This window comes from Paenibacillus sp. FSL K6-2862 (genome assembly GCF_038005125.1).
Classification (GTDB): Bacteria; Bacillota; Bacilli; order Paenibacillales; family Paenibacillaceae; genus Paenibacillus; species Paenibacillus illinoisensis_A.
In genome coordinates, this window is record NZ_JBBOSN010000001.1 from 5,813,745 (window position 1) to 5,828,801 (window position 15,057).

Here is a 15,057-nt window from a genome sequence, read left to right on the forward strand (position 1 = left end):
ATGAAGTGAAAAAAAGGGTTAATCCAGAATCAACGACTCTGTCCCCTTTCCTCATCTCATCTGTTTTACGCGCGGTCAACCAGTTCCAAGTAAACCATAGGCGCTGCGTCACCACGACGAGGTCCCAGTTTAAGGATACGAGTGTATCCACCTGGACGCTCAGCGTAACGACCGGACAATTCGCTAAACAGTTTTTGGATTGCATCTTGCTCACCATCGATAGTTTCGCGGCGAACATAAGCTGCCACTTGGCGACGGGCATGAAGATCTCCCTTTTTCGCTTTAGTGATCAGTTTTTCAGCAATAGAGCGAACCTCTTTTGCTTTCGCTTCAGTTGTCTGAATGCGCTCGTACAAGAACAGGTCGGTTACCAGGTCACGGAACAAAGCTTTACGCGCGCTGGAATTACGGCCCAACTTTTGGTATGCCATTGTTTTCCCTCCTTCACTTCAAGCACTCAGCTGTCTATTCTTCTGTACGGAGTCCCAGACCCAATTCTTCGAGCTTCTCTTGAACTTCTTCCAAAGACTTGCGTCCGAGGTTACGGACTTTCATCATGTCTTCTTCCGTTTTCGTAGTCAGCTCTTGCACGGTATTAATACCGGCACGTTTCAGGCAGTTGTAGGAACGAACAGAGAGATCCAGCTCTTCAATCGTCATTTCGAGTACTTTTTCTTTTTTGTCTTCTTCTTTTTCGACCATGATCTCAGCATCTTTCGCTTCGTCTGTAAGACCCACGAAGAGCATCAAATGCTCGGTCAAAATTTTAGCGCCGAGGCTTACAGCCTCTTCAGGACGAATACTTCCGTCTGTCCAAATTTCCAACGTGAGCTTGTCATAGTTGGTTACTTGGCCAACACGCGTATTTTCCACAGCGTAGTTAACGCGGCTGATCGGGGTGAAGATGGAATCGACTGGGATGACGCCGATCGGCTGGTCATCGCGTTTATTCCGATCTGCCTGGACGTAGCCGCGACCGCGATTGGCAAAAATACGCATGTGAAGTCTCGAACCTGGTCCGAGCGTAGCGATGTGCAGATCCGGGTTAAGGATTTCCACATCGGAATCAGCACGGATATCTCCAGCCGTGATTGCTCCTTCGCCTTCAGCATCAATCTCGAGCACTTTCTCCTCATCAGAATGAATTTTAAGCGACAAAGCTTTCAGGTTAAGAATAACCTCCGTTACATCTTCCATTACGCCAGGAACTGTAGCAAATTCATGCAGAACGCCATCGATTTGAACCGAAGACACTGCCGCACCCGGCAGTGACGAGAGCAAGATTCGGCGAAGCGAGTTTCCAAGCGTCGTTCCGTATCCGCGCTCCAGCGGTTCTACTACGAATTTCCCATAGGTGCCATCATCGTTGACGTCTACCGTCTCAATTTTCGGCTTTTCGATTTCAATCACTGCAATACCCCTCCTTCAAAACGTCGGTCCTCTATGAAACATTTACCTTCTCTTGCGAAAACATGTAGTAGTATGCCTAAACAACCATTATTAGCAGATTGTGCTGGATTTATACCACACGCAGGGGCAAATCTCATTAGACACGACGACGTTTTGGAGGACGGCATCCGTTGTGCGGGACTGGAGTTACGTCTTTGATCAGGTTAACTTCCAGACCTGCAGCTTGCAAAGAGCGGATCGCTGCTTCACGGCCTGCGCCTGGTCCTTTAACCATAACCTCAACGGCTTTCATCCCATGTTCCATTGCAGCTTTGGCAGCAGTCTCAGCAGCCATTTGTGCAGCAAACGGAGTCGATTTACGGGAACCTCTGAATCCGAGGCCGCCGGAGCTTGCCCACGAAATTGCGTTTCCGTGAGGATCCGTAATGGTAACGATAGTGTTATTGAAAGTGGAACGGATATGTGCCACGCCAGATTCAATATTTTTACGGTCACGACGTTTAGTACGTACGACTTTTTTCGGTTTAGCCATTTTCTCTTATCCCCCCTTATTATTTCTTCTTGTTCGCTACTGTACGACGAGGACCTTTACGAGTACGAGCATTCGTTTTCGTACGTTGTCCACGAACAGGCAGACCACGACGATGACGAACTCCACGGTAACAACCGATCTCCGTCAAACGTTTAATATTCAAAGAGATTTCACGACGCAGGTCACCTTCAACTTTGACCTCTTTGTCGATACTTTCACGCAATTTGCTGACTTCATCTTCCGTCAAATCACGAACACGAGTGTCCGGATTGATGCCTGTAGAGCTCAGAATTTTCTGGGAAGTCGTTTTACCGATTCCGAAAATATAAGTCAAGGCGATCTCAACGCGCTTATCACGTGGCAAATCCACACCAGCTATACGTGCCATTTTACGCTACACCCCCTTCATTAACCTTGTTTTTGTTTGTGTTTCGGATTTTCACAGATAACCATAACATTCCCTTTGCGGCGAATGACTTTGCATTTTTCGCAAATCGGTTTGACCGAAGGTCTTACCTTCATGTGAATTACCTCCTCAAAGTTCTGCTTAGCAAAACTCTCTTCGTAAGCATTGACCTCGTTTTACCATTGTAAAACCGGCTTCGAAGCTTTCGCAAGTTTTGCCGGGCAAAACCCGCTTCAAGCTTCACAGTTCATTGCAACTGTCTACTACTATTTACGGTAAGTTATACGTCCTTTTGTCAGATCATAAGGCGATAACTGAACAACTACTTTGTCACCAGTCAGGATACGGATAAAGTGCATCCGCAGCTTTCCGGAAACGTGAGCGAGAATTTGATGACCGTTCTCAAGCTCAACCTTGAATGTTGCATTCGGCAGCGGTTCAAGAACCGTGCCTTCCACTTCAATGACATCTTCCTTGGCCATTAGTCAGTCTCCTTTCTCTTCAGTTTGAATGTTGGTGGATTCCAGAAACGAATGAACCGCATAGCGGAGCTTTCCGTTTGTCACCCGACCACTCTCGTTTAAACTGTTTACAACCTCGCTGCTGATCATCGGCTGGAGCTCCAGATGAAGAATATTCTTCTTCTTGGGTTGATCAAACTTACGTTTGTCTCCATCCGCTATATACACGAACCTACTGTCCGCTATAGCAACAATTACCGCGGCTTGGTCCGCATTGCGGCCTTTACGGATCTTCACAAGTTGACCGAGCTGCGGATTAGACTGATTATTCATGCCTCATCACCTACGCATTCAGTTTTGTGAAAATTTCCATGCCATCTGGTGTAACTGCTACGGTGTGTTCAAAGTGGGCACATAACGATCCGTCAACAGTAACGACAGTCCAGTTATCTTCCAACGTTTTCACATACCGGCTACCTACGTTAACCATCGGCTCTATGGCCAGCACCATGCCCGCTTTAAGCCGTGGTCCCCGATCAGGAAGACCATAGTTCGGAATTTGGGGTTCTTCGTGCAGATCCGCTCCTATGCCGTGACCGACATATTCCCGAACTACCGAAAAACCTGCATCCTCAATATATTTCTGAATCGCATGAGATATAGTAAACAAGCGAATGTCCGGTTTAACCAGCGCCAGACCTGCGTATAACGAAGCCTCGGTAACGTCCAGAAGACGACGGGCTTCTTCGGAAATACGGCCGACCGGATAAGTCCAGGCAGAATCCCCATGATACCCCTGGTACTGCGCGCCAATGTCAAACGTAACGATATCGCCCTCGTTCAACTTGCGTTTGCCGGGAAATCCATGCACCAACTCTTCATTTACTGAAGCGCACACACTGGCAGGAAAACCGTTATAACCTTTGAAAGACGGCACAGCTCCTTGACTGCGGATATATTGATCGGCCATATGGTCAAGTTCTCCAGTCGTAATACCGGGAGCGATATGCTCTGCCAGGAGACGATGCGTTTCCGCAACTATTCTCCCTGCTTCCCTCATCAAGCCCAGTTCCGTTTCGGACTTACCAATGATCATTCAATTAACCTCGCAGTAAGGACACGATCTCTTGAGAGACTTGATCAATATCCTGTTCTCCGTTCATTTGACGAAGAAGATCTTTGTTCTCATAAAACGTGAGGAGTGGTGCTGTTTTGTTGATATATTCGTCGAGACGGGTTCCTACGCTCTCTTCGTTATCATCAGAACGTTGGTACAACTCGCCGCCGCATTTATCACAAATACCTTCCTGCTTAGGCGGATTGAATACGACATGATAAGTGGCGCCACAGTTTTTGCAAATGCGACGACCCGTCAAACGAGCCAGCAATTTGTCGCGGTCCACTTTCAGGTTGATTACATGATCGAGACCTGAGTTCAGTCGGTCCAGGATGCCATCAAGCGCTTCTGCTTGAGACAGGGTTCTTGGAAAGCCATCCAAGAGGAATCCTTCTCTGCAGTCAGGCTGCTGCAACCGTTCTTCAACGATGCCGATGGTTACATCATCTGGTACAAGCAATCCTTGATCCATATATTCCTTGGCTTTCAGGCCAATGGGAGTTCCCTGCTTAATCGCCAGACGAAATGCATCGCCTGTTGAAATGTGGGGAATACCGAACTCTTTCACGATGACGTCTGCTTGCGTTCCTTTTCCTGCCCCCGGAGGGCCCATGAATAGGATGTTCACGTTATGTCACTCCCTCCAAGACTACCCTACATCAACAAACAGCACAATAGGTGCCGGCAAGTAAATCTTAGCTTGACCGGTACCTATTGCCTATTTATTGATAAAACCTTTGTAGTGGCGTTTGATCAATTGGCTTTCGATTTGCTTCATGGTATCGAGCGCAACACCGATAACGATCAGGAGAGACGTTCCTCCAATTTGCGCCGATTGAGGCAAACCAGAAAGTGCCCCTAAGAATACAGGCAGAACGGAAATGACTGCCAAGAAGATGGCGCCGGCCATTGTCAAACGAGTCATGACACGGGTCAGATATTTCTCGGTTGCTTTACCCGGGCGAATGCCTGGGATGTAACCGCCGTTCTTTTTCATATTATCAGCCATCTGCTGTGGATTCATCTGTACGAAAGTATAGAAGAAAGTGAAACCGAAGATCATCACGACATACAATAACATACCCAGAGGTTTGTGAGTAGTCAGATTTTGTCCGATCCACTGTGCCCATAAACGATCAGCCCAGAAGTTGGCGATAATCGTTGGGAACATCAACAGAGATGAAGCAAAGATGACAGGGATAACACCTGCTGCGTTAATCTTCAGCGGGATATGTGTATTCTGTCCACCGTACATTTTGTTACCTACGACGCGTTTCGCGTACTGTACAGGAATTTTCCGAATCGCCTGCTGAATGTAAATGACACCGATGATAATCAACACAATAACAATTGCGACGATTACACCTTTAAGGATGTTCATGAACAACTGATCAGGTTGAATGAAGTCGGACTCGATTGTCTGTTTGATAATGTTAGGCACCGTTGAGAGGATACCCGCAAAGATCAAAATCGAAATTCCGTTTCCTATGCCCTTCTCGGTGATCTGCTCACCAAGCCACATCAGGAATGAAGTACCGGCCGTAAGTACAATCGCGATCAAGATATAGTCAGCAAAAGTGGCGTTAGGCACCATCTCTGTATTGTACAAGCGGTTGAATCCGATCGACGTACCAAACGCTTGAATCAATGCCAGACCGATCGTTAAATAACGAGTCAGCTGAGCTGATTTTTTCTTACCTTGTTCACCTTGCTTAGCCCATTCCGCTAACTTAGGGATAACGTCCATGGAAAGCAACTGTACTATGATAGACGCAGTGATGTAAGGTACGATCCCGAGTGCAAAGATCGAGAACTGGAACAGTGCTCCACCCGAGAACGTATTGAGAAGTCCAAAAACTTCTTTACCCGCAGAATTTGTCGCTTCGAAAACCTCTTTGTTTACTCCAGGTACTGGAACGAAGGATCCGATGCGGTAAATGATCAGTACAAAAAGGGTAAATAATACCCTTTTGCGCAGATCTTCAACCCGCCAGATATTCTTTAGGGTCTTGAACATTAAATCACCTCGGTTGTACCGCCGGCAGCTTCAATTTTCTCCACCGCAGATTGAGAAAACTTGTTAGCTTTAACAGTCAGCTTCACAGTGACTTCACCGTTACCCAGGATCTTGATTCCGGATTTAGCGTTTTTAACTACGCCGTTCGTCATCAAGAATTCTGGAGTTACTTCAGTACCCGCAGCAAAACTGTTCAGGTCTTCAATATTCACAACCGCATATTCCTTGCGAGTTGGGTTTACGAAACCACGTTTTGGCAAGCGACGATACAATGGATTTTGTCCACCTTCGAAGCCCGGACGTACACCACCGCCGGAACGAGCGTTTTGTCCTTTGTGACCGCGACCTGATGTTTTACCCGTACCACTACTTGGACCGCGACCAAGACGTTTACGCTCTTTGCGGGATCCAGGAGCTGGGGAAAGCTCATGTAACTTCATCGTTCGTTGCACCTCCTTAAAGATTTATGGGAATATCCCGTATTAAGCTTCTACTTCTTTAACAGCAACCAAGTGACTTACTTTGTTAATCATACCACGAATGGCTGGATTATCGTTTTGAACCACTTTGCTGTTGATTTTGCGCAAGCCCAATGTTTTCACAGTTGTTCTTTGCGTCTCCGGACGTCCGATCAAGCTGCGGACGAGGGTAATTTCCAATTTAGCCATGAGATTCCCTCCTTAACCCAGAAGCTCTTCGACGGATTTTCCGCGCAGTTTAGCCACGTCTTCAGCACGCTTCAAACGGGACAAACCTTCCAAAGTCGCATTGACCATGTTCATGGAATTCGAAGAACCCAGAGATTTTGTCAAAATGTCACCTACACCAGCAAGTTCAAGAACCGCACGTACAGGACCACCAGCGATAACACCAGTACCTTCAGATGCTGGTTTCAACAGAACGCGTCCTGCGCCGAACTTACCTGTTACCAAGTGAGGAATCGATGTTCCTACGAGTGGAACGTGTACAAGGTTTTTCTTAGCATCTTCAATACCTTTGCGAATTGCATCAGGTACTTCGCCCGCTTTACCGATACCAGCTCCAACCCAGCCGTTGCCGTCGCCGACTACAACCAGTGCGCTAAAGCTGAAACGGCGTCCGCCTTTTACTACTTTAGCTACGCGATTAATATTTACAACTCTTTCAGTCAGTTCCAAAGTATTCGGATCTACACGCAAGTCGTTAACCTCCTTTTGAAAAATATCTTAAAACTCAAGTCCTGCTTCACGAGCCGCTTCAGCCAATGCTGCGATACGACCATGGTACAGATATCCGCTACGGTCAAATACGATGTTAGAAACGCCTTTGTCTTTCGCACGTTTTGCAACGAGTTCGCCAACTTTACGAGCTGACTCAACAGAAGCACCGTTTTTGATGTCGCTGCTCAGTTCTTTGTCTACAGTAGACGCGGAAGCGATCGTTACACCAGCTACGTCATCGATAATTTGAGCGTACATATGTTTACCAGAACGGAATACGTTCAAACGAGGACGTGCTGCCGTTCCTTGGATTTTCTTACGAACACGCAGGTGTCTTTTCAGACGAGCCTTGTTTTTATCTTGTTTCGTAATCATCTCAGGGATTCACTCCTTTCAGGTTACCTCGCTGGCTTCAAACCGGAAGCCACGGGGTATATTAGAAACACACGAAGCAAGCAAGCCGAAAGCCGCGCAAAGGCGGTAAGAGAAATCTTATTTCTTCTTACCGGCTTTACCTTCCTTACGGATGATACGCTCGCCTTCATATTTAATACCTTTACCTTTGTACGGCTCAGGTTCACGAACGGAACGGATTTTAGCAGCGTAAGCACCTACGCGCTCTTTGTCGATCCCGCGAACGATGATTTTTGTATTCGAAGGTACTTCGAATTCAATTCCCGCTTCCGGTGTAATTTCAACCGGGTGAGAGTATCCAACGTTCAGAACGATTTTATCTCCGGATTTGCTTGCACGATATCCGACCCCAACCAACTCCAGAGATTTTGCGAATCCTTCAGTAACGCCGCTCACCATGTTGTTTACAACGCTACGCGTTGTGCCGTGCAAAGAACGGTGAGTTTTGTTATCGGAAGGACGCACAACTGTAATTTCGTTGTTCTCAACTGTAACCTTCATGTCTTTATGAAGTTCACGAGTCAGAGTTCCTTTTGGTCCTTTTACCGTAATAACGGTGTTGTCCAGTGTGATGTCCACACCACTTGGTACTGTAATTGGTTTGCGACCAATACGAGACATATGTTGCACCTCCTATCTTGTGACGTTATATTACCAAACGTAGCAAACGACTTCTCCGCCGGATTTCGATTGACGAGCTTCTTTGTCCGTCATAACACCTTTGGATGTCGAGATGATCGCGATACCCAGGCCACCAAGTACACGAGGTACTTCGTTGCTTTTCGTGTAAACACGAAGACCCGGTTTACTGATTCTTTTCAGACCAGTGATAACGCGCTCGTTATTTTGACCGTATTTCAGGAAAACACGGATAATCCCTTGTTTGTTATCATCGATAACTTCAGCGTCACGGATGAAACCTTCACGCTTCAGGATATCGGCGATTTGTTTTTTCATTGTCGAAGCAGGCATTTCTACTGTTTCGTGACGAACAGTGTTCGCGTTACGAATACGAGTAAGCATATCTGCAATTGGATCAGACATAGTCATTGTGAGTTAACCTCCTTCCCGTTCAGGACTTTTTACCAGCTTGCTTTTTTCACGCCAGGAATCTGGCCTTTATAAGCTAATTCACGGAAGCAAATTCTGCAAATTTTGAACTTTTGCAGCACCGAATGTGGACGTCCGCAACGCTCACAGCGTGTATAAGAACGCACTTTAAACTTTGGTGTACGTTGTTGTTTAACTTTCATCGAAGTTTTTGCCACTTTAGCCTGACACCTCCTAAATAATTTCGGAGAAAAGGGAGTCCTTCCAGACACCCGGAAACGTTATGCCAACTTTATTTTACGAAAGGCATTCCCAGTTGCGTGAGCAACTCACGGGACTCTTCGTCTGTTTTCGCCGTTGTTACAATAACAATGTCCATACCGCGGACTTTGTCTACTTTATCGTACTCGATCTCTGGGAAGATCAATTGTTCTTTCAGACCCAGTGTGTAGTTACCACGTCCGTCGAACGCTTTGCTCGATACACCGCGGAAGTCGCGGACACGAGGCAATGTAACGTTGAACAATTTATCGAGGAAGTAGTACATACGCTCGCCGCGCAATGTAACTTTCACACCGATAGGCATGTTCTCACGCAGTTTGAAACCTGCGATAGATTTCTTAGCACGAGTGATTACAGGTTTTTGACCCGCGATCAGTTGCAAATCGTTTACTGCGGAATCCAACACTTTGGAGTTTTGGACAGCGTCGCCCACACCCATGTTGATAACGATTTTCTCGATTTTAGGCACTTGCATTACCGTTGTATAGTTAAACTTCTGCATCAAACCAGGAGCGATTTCTTGCAGGTAACGTTCTTTCATTCTTGATGCCATGAATCATAGCCCTCCTTTCTCATTCGGTTCAATTAGTCGATAATTTCTCCGGAACGTTTAGCAACGCGCACTTTCTTTCCGTTATCCAACACTTTGTAACCAACACGGGTTACTTTTCCGCTCTTTGGATCGATGTGCATCACGTTGGAAACGTGAATCGGAGCTTCCTTCTCGATAATGCCGCCTTGCGGATTTTGCTGGTTAGGCTTCTGGTGTTTTTTAATCATGTTAACACCTTCCACAAGGACGCGGTTCTCACGAGGATAAGCAGCGATGACACGGCCTTTTTTACCTTTGTCTTTACCGCTGATCACCATAACCGTATCTTCCTTTTTAACGTGAAGTTTGTTGTTATGGGATTCCAGAACTTTTTTCACTCTTGGCATTTCGTACACCTCCTGTTTCTAAACATCACGAGCTTAATCTATTAGATAACCTCTGGGGCCAAGGAAACGATTTTCATGAAGTCTTTCTCGCGAAGTTCACGAGCAACAGGTCCGAAAATACGTGTTCCACGTGGGCTTCTGTCGTCTTTTACAACAACAGCTGCATTTTCATCAAAACCGATGTAGGAACCGTCTTTACGACGTACAGAACGTTTCGTACGAACGACAACCGCTCTAACTACATCACCTTTTTTGACAACGCCGCCTGGTGTTGCTTGTTTTACAGAACAAACGATCAGATCACCGATTTGTGCTGTACGACGTCCCGTACCGCCGAGTACGCGGATACACATCAGTTCCTTCGCACCGGAGTTGTCGGCTACAGCCAAACGTGTAAATGGTTGAATCATTTAGTATTCCTCCTTCCAGCTATGCTGATAATGCATTAGATGATAACCGCTTTTTCTACGACTTCAGTAAGTCTCCAGCGTTTATCTTTCGAAAGCGGACGAGTCTCCATGATTTTCACCGTGTCACCGATTTTCGCAGTGTTTTCTTCGTCATGCGCTTTGAACTTTTTAGTAACCTTGATGCGTTTATGGTACAACTTATGGTTTTTGTAAGTTTCTACAGCAACAACAATCGTTTTATCCATTTTATCGCTAACAACTTTACCAGTTTGCACTTTACGTGCGTTACGTTCTTCGCTCATTGTTGGCCTCCTTCCTGATTACGGACGGAATGTATATCCGACCTCTAATTAACCGATACCCAGTTCTCTTTCACGAATGATGGTTTTAGCACGAGCTATTTCTTTCCGCACATCACGGATTCGAGTCGGGTTATCCAGCTGACCGGTAGCGAGTTGAAAGCGGAGGTTAAAGAGTTCTTCTTTAAATCCGGCAATCTTTTGCTCGATTTCAGCAGAGGTTAGGTTGCGAAATTCACTAGCTTTCATTTGCTTCACCACCCAATTCTTCACGTTTCACGAACTTCGTTTTGATTGGCAGTTTGTGAGCGGCAAGACGCATTGCTTCGCGTGCAATCTCCTCCGGTACACCAGCAAGTTCAAACATGATCTTACCTGGTTTCACAACTGCAACCCATTTTTCTACGTTACCTTTACCGCTACCCATCCGAACCTCGAGAGGCTTTTGAGTGATTGGTTTGTCAGGGAAAATTTTGATCCAGACTTTACCACCACGTTTGATGTAACGAGTCATCGCAATACGAGCCGCTTCAATTTGACGGTTCGTAATCCAAGCCGGTTCCGTAGCTTGCAGACCGTATTCGCCAAAGTTCAGCGTAGTTCCGCCTTTTGCTTGGCCTTTCATATGTCCACGTTGTTGCTTACGGTGTTTTACACGTTTTGGTACCAACATGATTAGTTGCCTCCTTCCTTAGCAGCTTGTTTCTTAGCCGTAGGAAGAACCTCTCCACGATAGATCCATACTTTTACGCCGATACGGCCGTAAGTTGTATGAGCCTCTGCTGTACCGTAGTCGATGTCGGCACGAAGCGTGTGCAGTGGAACAGTTCCTTCGCTGTAGCCTTCCGAACGTGCGATCTCAGCTCCGCCAAGACGTCCGCCCACTTGAGTTTTAATACCTTTTGCACCAGAGCGCATAGTTCTTTGAATAGCTTGTTTCAGAGCACGACGGAAAGAAACGCGACGTTCCAGTTGTTGTGCAATGCTTTCTGCTACCAGGATTGCGTCCAGGTCTTGGTTCTTAATTTCAGAGATGTTGATGTGTACTTTTTTACCGCCAGCAATTTTCGTAATTTGGTTACGAAGATTCTCAACTTCAGATCCACCTTTACCGATTACCATACCTGGTTTCGCTGTGTGAATCGTTACGTTCACGCGGTTAGCCGCTCTCTCGATTTCAACACGAGACATAGCGGAGTCTTTCAATTTATTTTTCAGGAATTCACGAATTTTCACGTCTTCCATCAAAAGATCACCGAAGTCTTTGCCTGCATACCATTTAGATTCCCAGTCACGGATAACTCCGACACGGAGTCCGACTGGATTTACCTTTTGGCCCACACGTTTTCCCTCCTTCTACTTTTCAGATACCACCAAAGTGATGTGGCTAGTACGTTTGTTAATACGACTTGCACGTCCCATTGCACGAGGGCGGAAACGTTTCATTGTCGGTCCTTGGTTCACGTAAGCTTGCGAAATGACCAAGTTATTAACATCCATAGAATAGTTATGTTCCGCATTCGCAATAGCGGAGTTAAGCAACTTCTCAACGATTGGAGAAGCAGATTTCGGAGTGTGACGGAGAATGGCAACCGCCTCACCAACTTGCTTGCCGCGAATCAAGTCAACAACGAGTTGAACTTTACGAGGAGCAATCCGGATAAACTTAGCATGTGCTTTTGCTTCCATTGTGTAACCTCCTCTCAAACATTAAAGATGTTCATTTATCTTCTTGTTTTCTTGTCATCATCAGTATGGCCTTTGTACGTACGGGTTGGAGCGAACTCACCCAATTTGTGTCCGACCATGTCCTCAGTCACGTATACTGGCACGTGTTTACGTCCGTCATATACGCCGAATGTGTGTCCGATGAATTGTGGGAAAATTGTAGAGCGACGGGACCAGGTTTTGATAACGTTCTTTTTACCGGAAGCGTCCATCTCTTCTACCTTTTTCAGCATGTAGCCATCAATGAATGGCCCTTTTTTCAAACTGCGACCCATGTGGAGATCCTCCCTTCAAACATAGCGTTTATGCATCCGCAGATGCCTCACGAAGTTATGCACAGTGTGTATTACTTCGTGCGGCGGCGAATGATGTATTTATCAGAAGCTTTATTTTTCTTACGCGTTTTGTAACCAAGAGTAGGTTTACCCCATGGTGACATTGGCGATTTACGTCCGATTGGAGCACGACCTTCACCACCACCGTGAGGGTGATCGTTAGGGTTCATTACTACACCACGAACTTCAGGACGTTGTCCCAACCAACGGCTACGACCGGCTTTACCGATTTTGATGAGCTCGTGGTCTTGGTTACCAACAGAACCGATTGTTGCGCGGCAAACTTTCAGAATACGACGAACTTCTCCGGAAGAGAGACGAACGGAAACGTATTTTTCTTCTTTACCAAGCAATTGAGCTTCTGTACCAGCAGCACGAACCAATTGTCCGCCTTTACCTGGTTTCAACTCGATGTTGTGGATAACGGTACCTACTGGAATGTTTTCGAGTGGCAGTGCGTTACCGATTTTGATGTCGGATTCAGGACCGGAGAAGATTTGATCTCCAACTTTCAATCCTTTAGGAGCGATGATGTAACGTTTCTCACCATCAGCATAGTGGATCAGGGCGATGTTCGATGTACGGTTCGGGTCATACTCGATCGTAGCAACGCGGCCCGGTATTCCATCTTTAGTACGTTTGAAGTCGATGATACGGTATTTACGTTTGTGTCCACCACCGTGGTGACGAACTGTAATTTTACCTTGGTTGTTGCGGCCTGCTTTTTTGCTCAGTGGGGCCAACAACGATTTCTCCGGCTGATCTGTGGTGATTTCCTCAAATGTAGATACGGACATGTTCCGTCTTGCCGGGGATGTCGGTTTATACTTTTTGATTGGCACTGGGTTTCCCTCCTTACTTCAACAATTTCAATTATACAGTTTCAAAGAACTCAAGCGTTTTGCTGTCTTGTGTCAGTGTTACAAACGCTTTTTTCCATTCGCTAGTATATCCGGAATAACGTCCGTACCGTTTAGGCTTAGCTGGAACACGAAGAGTGTTCACGTTTTTCACTTTTACGTTGAAAATAGCTTCCACGGCTTTTTTGATCTCGGTTTTGTTTGCACGGATATCGACTTCAAATACATATTTCAAGTCATTCATCATGTCAGCAGTACGTTCCGTAATAATCGGACGTTTAACAATATCACGAGGATCCTTCATTACGCGAGCACCTCCTCTACCTTCTGAACTGCTTCTTTCGTAATGATCAGTTTGTCGTGCGCAAGCACGTCAAGAACATTAATGCCGTCAGCTGCTACGAATTTCACGCCAGGAATATTCCGTGCGGAAAGAGCCACATTATCATCATAGCTAGGAGCTACGATCAAAGCTTTGCGTCCAACTTTCAAGTTGTTCAAGATGGCTGCAAATTCTTTTGTTTTAGGTGTGCTCAGCGAAAGAGCGTCCAAAACGATAATGTCGTTGTCGAGCACTTTGGATGAAAGAGCTGATTTGATCGCCAAACGGCGAACTTTCTTAGGCAGTTTGTACGCATAGCTCCGTGGTGTCGGACCAAATACGATACCGCCGCCTTTCCATTGTGGAGAACGAATCGAACCTTGACGAGCGCGACCTGTACCTTTTTGTTTCCAAGGCTTACGTCCACCGCCACGTACTTCAGAACGTCCTTTTACTTTGTGGGTACCTTGACGAAGGGAAGCGCGTTGCATAAGCACTGCATCGTACAGAACGGAAGTGTTCGGCTCTACTCCGAATACTGCATCGTTCAGTTCAACTTCGCCCACTTGGCTACCATCTACATTGTAAACTGATACTTTTGGCATTTTGTGTTCCTCCTTTCTTCAGTGGTTATTTTTTCACCGTTTCTTTAACTTTTACAAGACTGTTTTTCGGTCCAGGAATGGAACCCTTCACGAGCAACACGTTACGTTCAGCGTCTACTTTAACAACTTCAAGACGTTGGATTGTAACAGTCTCATGACCCATGTGTCCTGGCAAGTGCTTGCCTTTAGGAACGCGGTTAGCTTGGATCGAACCCATCGAACCCGGGCCACGGTGATAACGAGAACCGTGAGACATAGGTCCAGTGCTTTGTCCCCAACGTTTGATTACGCCGGCAAAACCTTTACCTTTAGAAATACCCGTTACGTCAACGAATTCGCCTTCTGCGAAAATGTCAGCTTTCAACTCTTGGCCAACTTCATATTCCGCGATGTTGATGCCGCGAAGTTCACGAACGTAGCGCTTAGGGGCAGTATTCGCTTTTTTAGCGTGTCCTGCTTCTGGCTTGTTGGCATTTTTCTCTTTCTTATCGGAATAACCGATTTGAACTGCTTCGTAGCCATCGTTCTCAAGATCTTTCTTTTGCAAAACAACACAAGGTCCTGCTTCGATAACTGTTACTGGTACTACGTTACCTTCAGCGGTAAACACTTGAGTCATTCCAAGTTTTTTTCCTAAGATACCTTTCATGTTGACACCTCTTTTCCTTTAT

Annotated in this window: 30 protein-coding genes; all 30 read right to left on the reverse strand. The window is 46.1% G+C overall.

The window, feature by feature from the left end; translation table 11 throughout:
* Positions 1-65: 65 nt before the first annotated feature.
* Complete coding sequence (rplQ, locus tag MHB82_RS26405; RefSeq protein ID WP_017692102.1) at positions 66-431, reverse strand: 50S ribosomal protein L17; 366 nt, start codon at positions 429-431, stop codon at positions 66-68.
* Between the two features lie 34 nt (positions 432-465).
* A complete protein-coding gene (locus MHB82_RS26410) occupies positions 466-1,410 on the reverse strand; it encodes a DNA-directed RNA polymerase subunit alpha (RefSeq protein ID WP_341176224.1) in 945 nt (314 codons plus the stop codon).
* Positions 1,411-1,546: 136 nt separating this feature from the next.
* The gene (gene rpsK, locus MHB82_RS26415) at positions 1,547-1,942 is read right to left on the reverse strand and encodes a 30S ribosomal protein S11 (RefSeq protein WP_017692100.1); all 396 of its coding nucleotides are present in this window, start codon (positions 1,940-1,942) and stop codon (positions 1,547-1,549) included.
* A gap of 19 nt (positions 1,943-1,961) precedes the next feature.
* Positions 1,962-2,330, reverse strand: coding sequence for a 30S ribosomal protein S13 (rpsM, locus tag MHB82_RS26420; RefSeq protein WP_095293406.1), 369 nt, complete (start codon positions 2,328-2,330; stop codon positions 1,962-1,964).
* Positions 2,331-2,350: 20 nt separating this feature from the next.
* Positions 2,351-2,464 (reverse strand): 50S ribosomal protein L36, encoded by a 114-nt coding sequence (gene rpmJ, locus MHB82_RS26425; protein ID WP_003333770.1) that lies wholly within the window; start codon positions 2,462-2,464, stop codon positions 2,351-2,353.
* A gap of 150 nt (positions 2,465-2,614) precedes the next feature.
* On the reverse strand, positions 2,615-2,830 hold the full coding sequence (gene infA, locus MHB82_RS26430; RefSeq protein ID WP_017692098.1) for a translation initiation factor IF-1: 216 nt from the start codon (positions 2,828-2,830) through the stop codon (positions 2,615-2,617).
* A 3-nt stretch (positions 2,831-2,833) separates the two neighbouring features.
* Positions 2,834-3,142, reverse strand: a complete 309-nt coding sequence (locus MHB82_RS26435; RefSeq protein ID WP_095362278.1) for a KOW domain-containing RNA-binding protein — start codon at positions 3,140-3,142, stop codon at positions 2,834-2,836.
* A gap of 10 nt (positions 3,143-3,152) precedes the next feature.
* A complete protein-coding gene (map, locus tag MHB82_RS26440; protein WP_095293408.1) occupies positions 3,153-3,905 on the reverse strand; it encodes a type I methionyl aminopeptidase in 753 nt (250 codons plus the stop codon).
* 4 nt (positions 3,906-3,909) lie between these two features.
* Positions 3,910-4,554: an adenylate kinase gene (locus MHB82_RS26445; RefSeq protein WP_341176225.1), complete on the reverse strand. Its 645-nt coding sequence runs from the start codon at positions 4,552-4,554 to the stop codon at positions 3,910-3,912.
* Between the two features lie 90 nt (positions 4,555-4,644).
* Positions 4,645-5,943 carry a preprotein translocase subunit SecY gene (gene secY / locus MHB82_RS26450; RefSeq protein WP_095293410.1) on the reverse strand — a complete coding sequence of 433 codons (1,299 nt, stop codon included), beginning with the start codon at positions 5,941-5,943 and terminating at the stop codon, positions 4,645-4,647.
* Positions 5,943-6,383, reverse strand: coding sequence for a 50S ribosomal protein L15 (gene rplO / locus MHB82_RS26455; RefSeq protein ID WP_095293411.1), 441 nt, complete (start codon positions 6,381-6,383; stop codon positions 5,943-5,945). The genes secY and rplO overlap by 1 nt, the downstream gene beginning before the upstream one ends.
* A gap of 42 nt (positions 6,384-6,425) precedes the next feature.
* Positions 6,426-6,611, reverse strand: a complete 186-nt coding sequence (gene rpmD, locus MHB82_RS26460) for a 50S ribosomal protein L30 (RefSeq protein WP_017692092.1) — start codon at positions 6,609-6,611, stop codon at positions 6,426-6,428.
* Between the two features lie 12 nt (positions 6,612-6,623).
* A complete protein-coding gene (gene rpsE, locus MHB82_RS26465) occupies positions 6,624-7,121 on the reverse strand; it encodes a 30S ribosomal protein S5 (RefSeq protein ID WP_017692091.1) in 498 nt (165 codons plus the stop codon).
* Between the two features lie 27 nt (positions 7,122-7,148).
* Complete coding sequence (gene rplR / locus MHB82_RS26470; protein WP_095293412.1) at positions 7,149-7,517, reverse strand: 50S ribosomal protein L18; 369 nt, start codon at positions 7,515-7,517, stop codon at positions 7,149-7,151.
* A 117-nt stretch (positions 7,518-7,634) separates the two neighbouring features.
* Positions 7,635-8,177: a 50S ribosomal protein L6 gene (gene rplF, locus MHB82_RS26475; protein ID WP_017692089.1), complete on the reverse strand. Its 543-nt coding sequence runs from the start codon at positions 8,175-8,177 to the stop codon at positions 7,635-7,637.
* Positions 8,178-8,207: 30 nt separating this feature from the next.
* A complete protein-coding gene (gene rpsH, locus MHB82_RS26480) occupies positions 8,208-8,606 on the reverse strand; it encodes a 30S ribosomal protein S8 (protein WP_095293413.1) in 399 nt (132 codons plus the stop codon).
* Between the two features lie 32 nt (positions 8,607-8,638).
* A complete protein-coding gene (locus MHB82_RS26485) occupies positions 8,639-8,824 on the reverse strand; it encodes a type Z 30S ribosomal protein S14 (protein ID WP_095362279.1) in 186 nt (61 codons plus the stop codon).
* A 74-nt stretch (positions 8,825-8,898) separates the two neighbouring features.
* Positions 8,899-9,441 (reverse strand): 50S ribosomal protein L5, encoded by a 543-nt coding sequence (rplE, locus tag MHB82_RS26490; protein ID WP_095293414.1) that lies wholly within the window; start codon positions 9,439-9,441, stop codon positions 8,899-8,901.
* Between the two features lie 32 nt (positions 9,442-9,473).
* The gene (rplX, locus tag MHB82_RS26495; RefSeq protein WP_024633578.1) at positions 9,474-9,827 is read right to left on the reverse strand and encodes a 50S ribosomal protein L24; all 354 of its coding nucleotides are present in this window, start codon (positions 9,825-9,827) and stop codon (positions 9,474-9,476) included.
* A 41-nt stretch (positions 9,828-9,868) separates the two neighbouring features.
* Positions 9,869-10,237, reverse strand: a complete 369-nt coding sequence (gene rplN, locus MHB82_RS26500; protein WP_090905289.1) for a 50S ribosomal protein L14 — start codon at positions 10,235-10,237, stop codon at positions 9,869-9,871.
* A 35-nt stretch (positions 10,238-10,272) separates the two neighbouring features.
* A complete protein-coding gene (gene rpsQ, locus MHB82_RS26505) occupies positions 10,273-10,539 on the reverse strand; it encodes a 30S ribosomal protein S17 (protein WP_056697701.1) in 267 nt (88 codons plus the stop codon).
* Positions 10,540-10,587: 48 nt separating this feature from the next.
* Positions 10,588-10,785, reverse strand: coding sequence for a 50S ribosomal protein L29 (gene rpmC, locus MHB82_RS26510; RefSeq protein ID WP_017692083.1), 198 nt, complete (start codon positions 10,783-10,785; stop codon positions 10,588-10,590).
* A complete protein-coding gene (rplP, locus tag MHB82_RS26515; protein ID WP_017692082.1) occupies positions 10,775-11,209 on the reverse strand; it encodes a 50S ribosomal protein L16 in 435 nt (144 codons plus the stop codon). The genes rpmC and rplP overlap by 11 nt, the downstream gene beginning before the upstream one ends.
* 2 nt (positions 11,210-11,211) lie before the next feature.
* Positions 11,212-11,877 (reverse strand): 30S ribosomal protein S3, encoded by a 666-nt coding sequence (gene rpsC / locus MHB82_RS26520; RefSeq protein WP_090924673.1) that lies wholly within the window; start codon positions 11,875-11,877, stop codon positions 11,212-11,214.
* A 15-nt stretch (positions 11,878-11,892) separates the two neighbouring features.
* Positions 11,893-12,225: a 50S ribosomal protein L22 gene (gene rplV, locus MHB82_RS26525; protein WP_095293416.1), complete on the reverse strand. Its 333-nt coding sequence runs from the start codon at positions 12,223-12,225 to the stop codon at positions 11,893-11,895.
* Between the two features lie 35 nt (positions 12,226-12,260).
* On the reverse strand, positions 12,261-12,539 hold the full coding sequence (rpsS, locus tag MHB82_RS26530; RefSeq protein ID WP_095293417.1) for a 30S ribosomal protein S19: 279 nt from the start codon (positions 12,537-12,539) through the stop codon (positions 12,261-12,263).
* A gap of 71 nt (positions 12,540-12,610) precedes the next feature.
* Positions 12,611-13,441, reverse strand: coding sequence for a 50S ribosomal protein L2 (gene rplB / locus MHB82_RS26535; protein WP_095293418.1), 831 nt, complete (start codon positions 13,439-13,441; stop codon positions 12,611-12,613).
* A 31-nt stretch (positions 13,442-13,472) separates the two neighbouring features.
* On the reverse strand, positions 13,473-13,763 hold the full coding sequence (gene rplW, locus MHB82_RS26540; RefSeq protein WP_024633586.1) for a 50S ribosomal protein L23: 291 nt from the start codon (positions 13,761-13,763) through the stop codon (positions 13,473-13,475).
* Positions 13,763-14,386, reverse strand: a complete 624-nt coding sequence (gene rplD, locus MHB82_RS26545; RefSeq protein WP_095293419.1) for a 50S ribosomal protein L4 — start codon at positions 14,384-14,386, stop codon at positions 13,763-13,765. Before rplD ends, rplW begins: the two co-directional genes overlap by 1 nt.
* A 25-nt stretch (positions 14,387-14,411) precedes the next feature.
* Complete coding sequence (rplC, locus tag MHB82_RS26550; RefSeq protein ID WP_095362280.1) at positions 14,412-15,035, reverse strand: 50S ribosomal protein L3; 624 nt, start codon at positions 15,033-15,035, stop codon at positions 14,412-14,414.
* Between the last annotated feature and the right edge of the window lie 22 nt (positions 15,036-15,057).

Excerpts from the sequence above, each read along its gene's own strand:
- rplQ (WP_017692102.1), bottom strand. The coding sequence starts at position 431 with ATGGCATACCAAAAGTTGGGCCGTAATTCCAGCGCGCGTAAAGCTTTG.
- rpsK (WP_017692100.1), bottom strand. The coding sequence starts at position 1,942 with ATGGCTAAACCGAAAAAAGTCGTACGTACTAAACGTCGTGACCGTAAA.
- rpsM (WP_095293406.1), bottom strand. The coding sequence starts at position 2,330 with ATGGCACGTATAGCTGGTGTGGATTTGCCACGTGATAAGCGCGTTGAG.
- rpmJ (WP_003333770.1), bottom strand. The coding sequence starts at position 2,464 with ATGAAGGTAAGACCTTCGGTCAAACCGATTTGCGAAAAATGCAAAGTC.
- infA (WP_017692098.1), bottom strand. The coding sequence starts at position 2,830 with ATGGCCAAGGAAGATGTCATTGAAGTGGAAGGCACGGTTCTTGAACCG.
- MHB82_RS26435 (WP_095362278.1), bottom strand. The coding sequence starts at position 3,142 with ATGAATAATCAGTCTAATCCGCAGCTCGGTCAACTTGTGAAGATCCGT.
- map (WP_095293408.1), bottom strand. The coding sequence starts at position 3,905 with ATGATCATTGGTAAGTCCGAAACGGAACTGGGCTTGATGAGGGAAGCA.
- secY (WP_095293410.1), bottom strand. The coding sequence starts at position 5,943 with ATGTTCAAGACCCTAAAGAATATCTGGCGGGTTGAAGATCTGCGCAAA.
- rplO (WP_095293411.1), bottom strand. The coding sequence starts at position 6,383 with ATGAAGTTACATGAGCTTTCCCCAGCTCCTGGATCCCGCAAAGAGCGT.
- rpmD (WP_017692092.1), bottom strand. The coding sequence starts at position 6,611 with ATGGCTAAATTGGAAATTACCCTCGTCCGCAGCTTGATCGGACGTCCG.
- rplR (WP_095293412.1), bottom strand. The coding sequence starts at position 7,517 with ATGATTACGAAACAAGATAAAAACAAGGCTCGTCTGAAAAGACACCTG.
- rplF (WP_017692089.1), bottom strand. The coding sequence starts at position 8,177 with ATGTCTCGTATTGGTCGCAAACCAATTACAGTACCAAGTGGTGTGGAC.
- rpsH (WP_095293413.1), bottom strand. The coding sequence starts at position 8,606 with ATGACTATGTCTGATCCAATTGCAGATATGCTTACTCGTATTCGTAAC.
- rplE (WP_095293414.1), bottom strand. The coding sequence starts at position 9,441 with ATGGCATCAAGAATGAAAGAACGTTACCTGCAAGAAATCGCTCCTGGT.
- rplX (WP_024633578.1), bottom strand. The coding sequence starts at position 9,827 with ATGCCAAGAGTGAAAAAAGTTCTGGAATCCCATAACAACAAACTTCAC.
- rplN (WP_090905289.1), bottom strand. The coding sequence starts at position 10,237 with ATGATTCAACCATTTACACGTTTGGCTGTAGCCGACAACTCCGGTGCG.
- rpsQ (WP_056697701.1), bottom strand. The coding sequence starts at position 10,539 with ATGAGCGAAGAACGTAACGCACGTAAAGTGCAAACTGGTAAAGTTGTT.
- rpmC (WP_017692083.1), bottom strand. The coding sequence starts at position 10,785 with ATGAAAGCTAGTGAATTTCGCAACCTAACCTCTGCTGAAATCGAGCAA.
- rplP (WP_017692082.1), bottom strand. The coding sequence starts at position 11,209 with ATGTTGGTACCAAAACGTGTAAAACACCGTAAGCAACAACGTGGACAT.
- rplV (WP_095293416.1), bottom strand. The coding sequence starts at position 12,225 with ATGGAAGCAAAAGCACATGCTAAGTTTATCCGGATTGCTCCTCGTAAA.
- rpsS (WP_095293417.1), bottom strand. The coding sequence starts at position 12,539 with ATGGGTCGCAGTTTGAAAAAAGGGCCATTCATTGATGGCTACATGCTG.
- rplW (WP_024633586.1), bottom strand. The coding sequence starts at position 13,763 with ATGAAGGATCCTCGTGATATTGTTAAACGTCCGATTATTACGGAACGT.
- rplD (WP_095293419.1), bottom strand. The coding sequence starts at position 14,386 with ATGCCAAAAGTATCAGTTTACAATGTAGATGGTAGCCAAGTGGGCGAA.
- rplC (WP_095362280.1), bottom strand. The coding sequence starts at position 15,035 with ATGAAAGGTATCTTAGGAAAAAAACTTGGAATGACTCAAGTGTTTACC.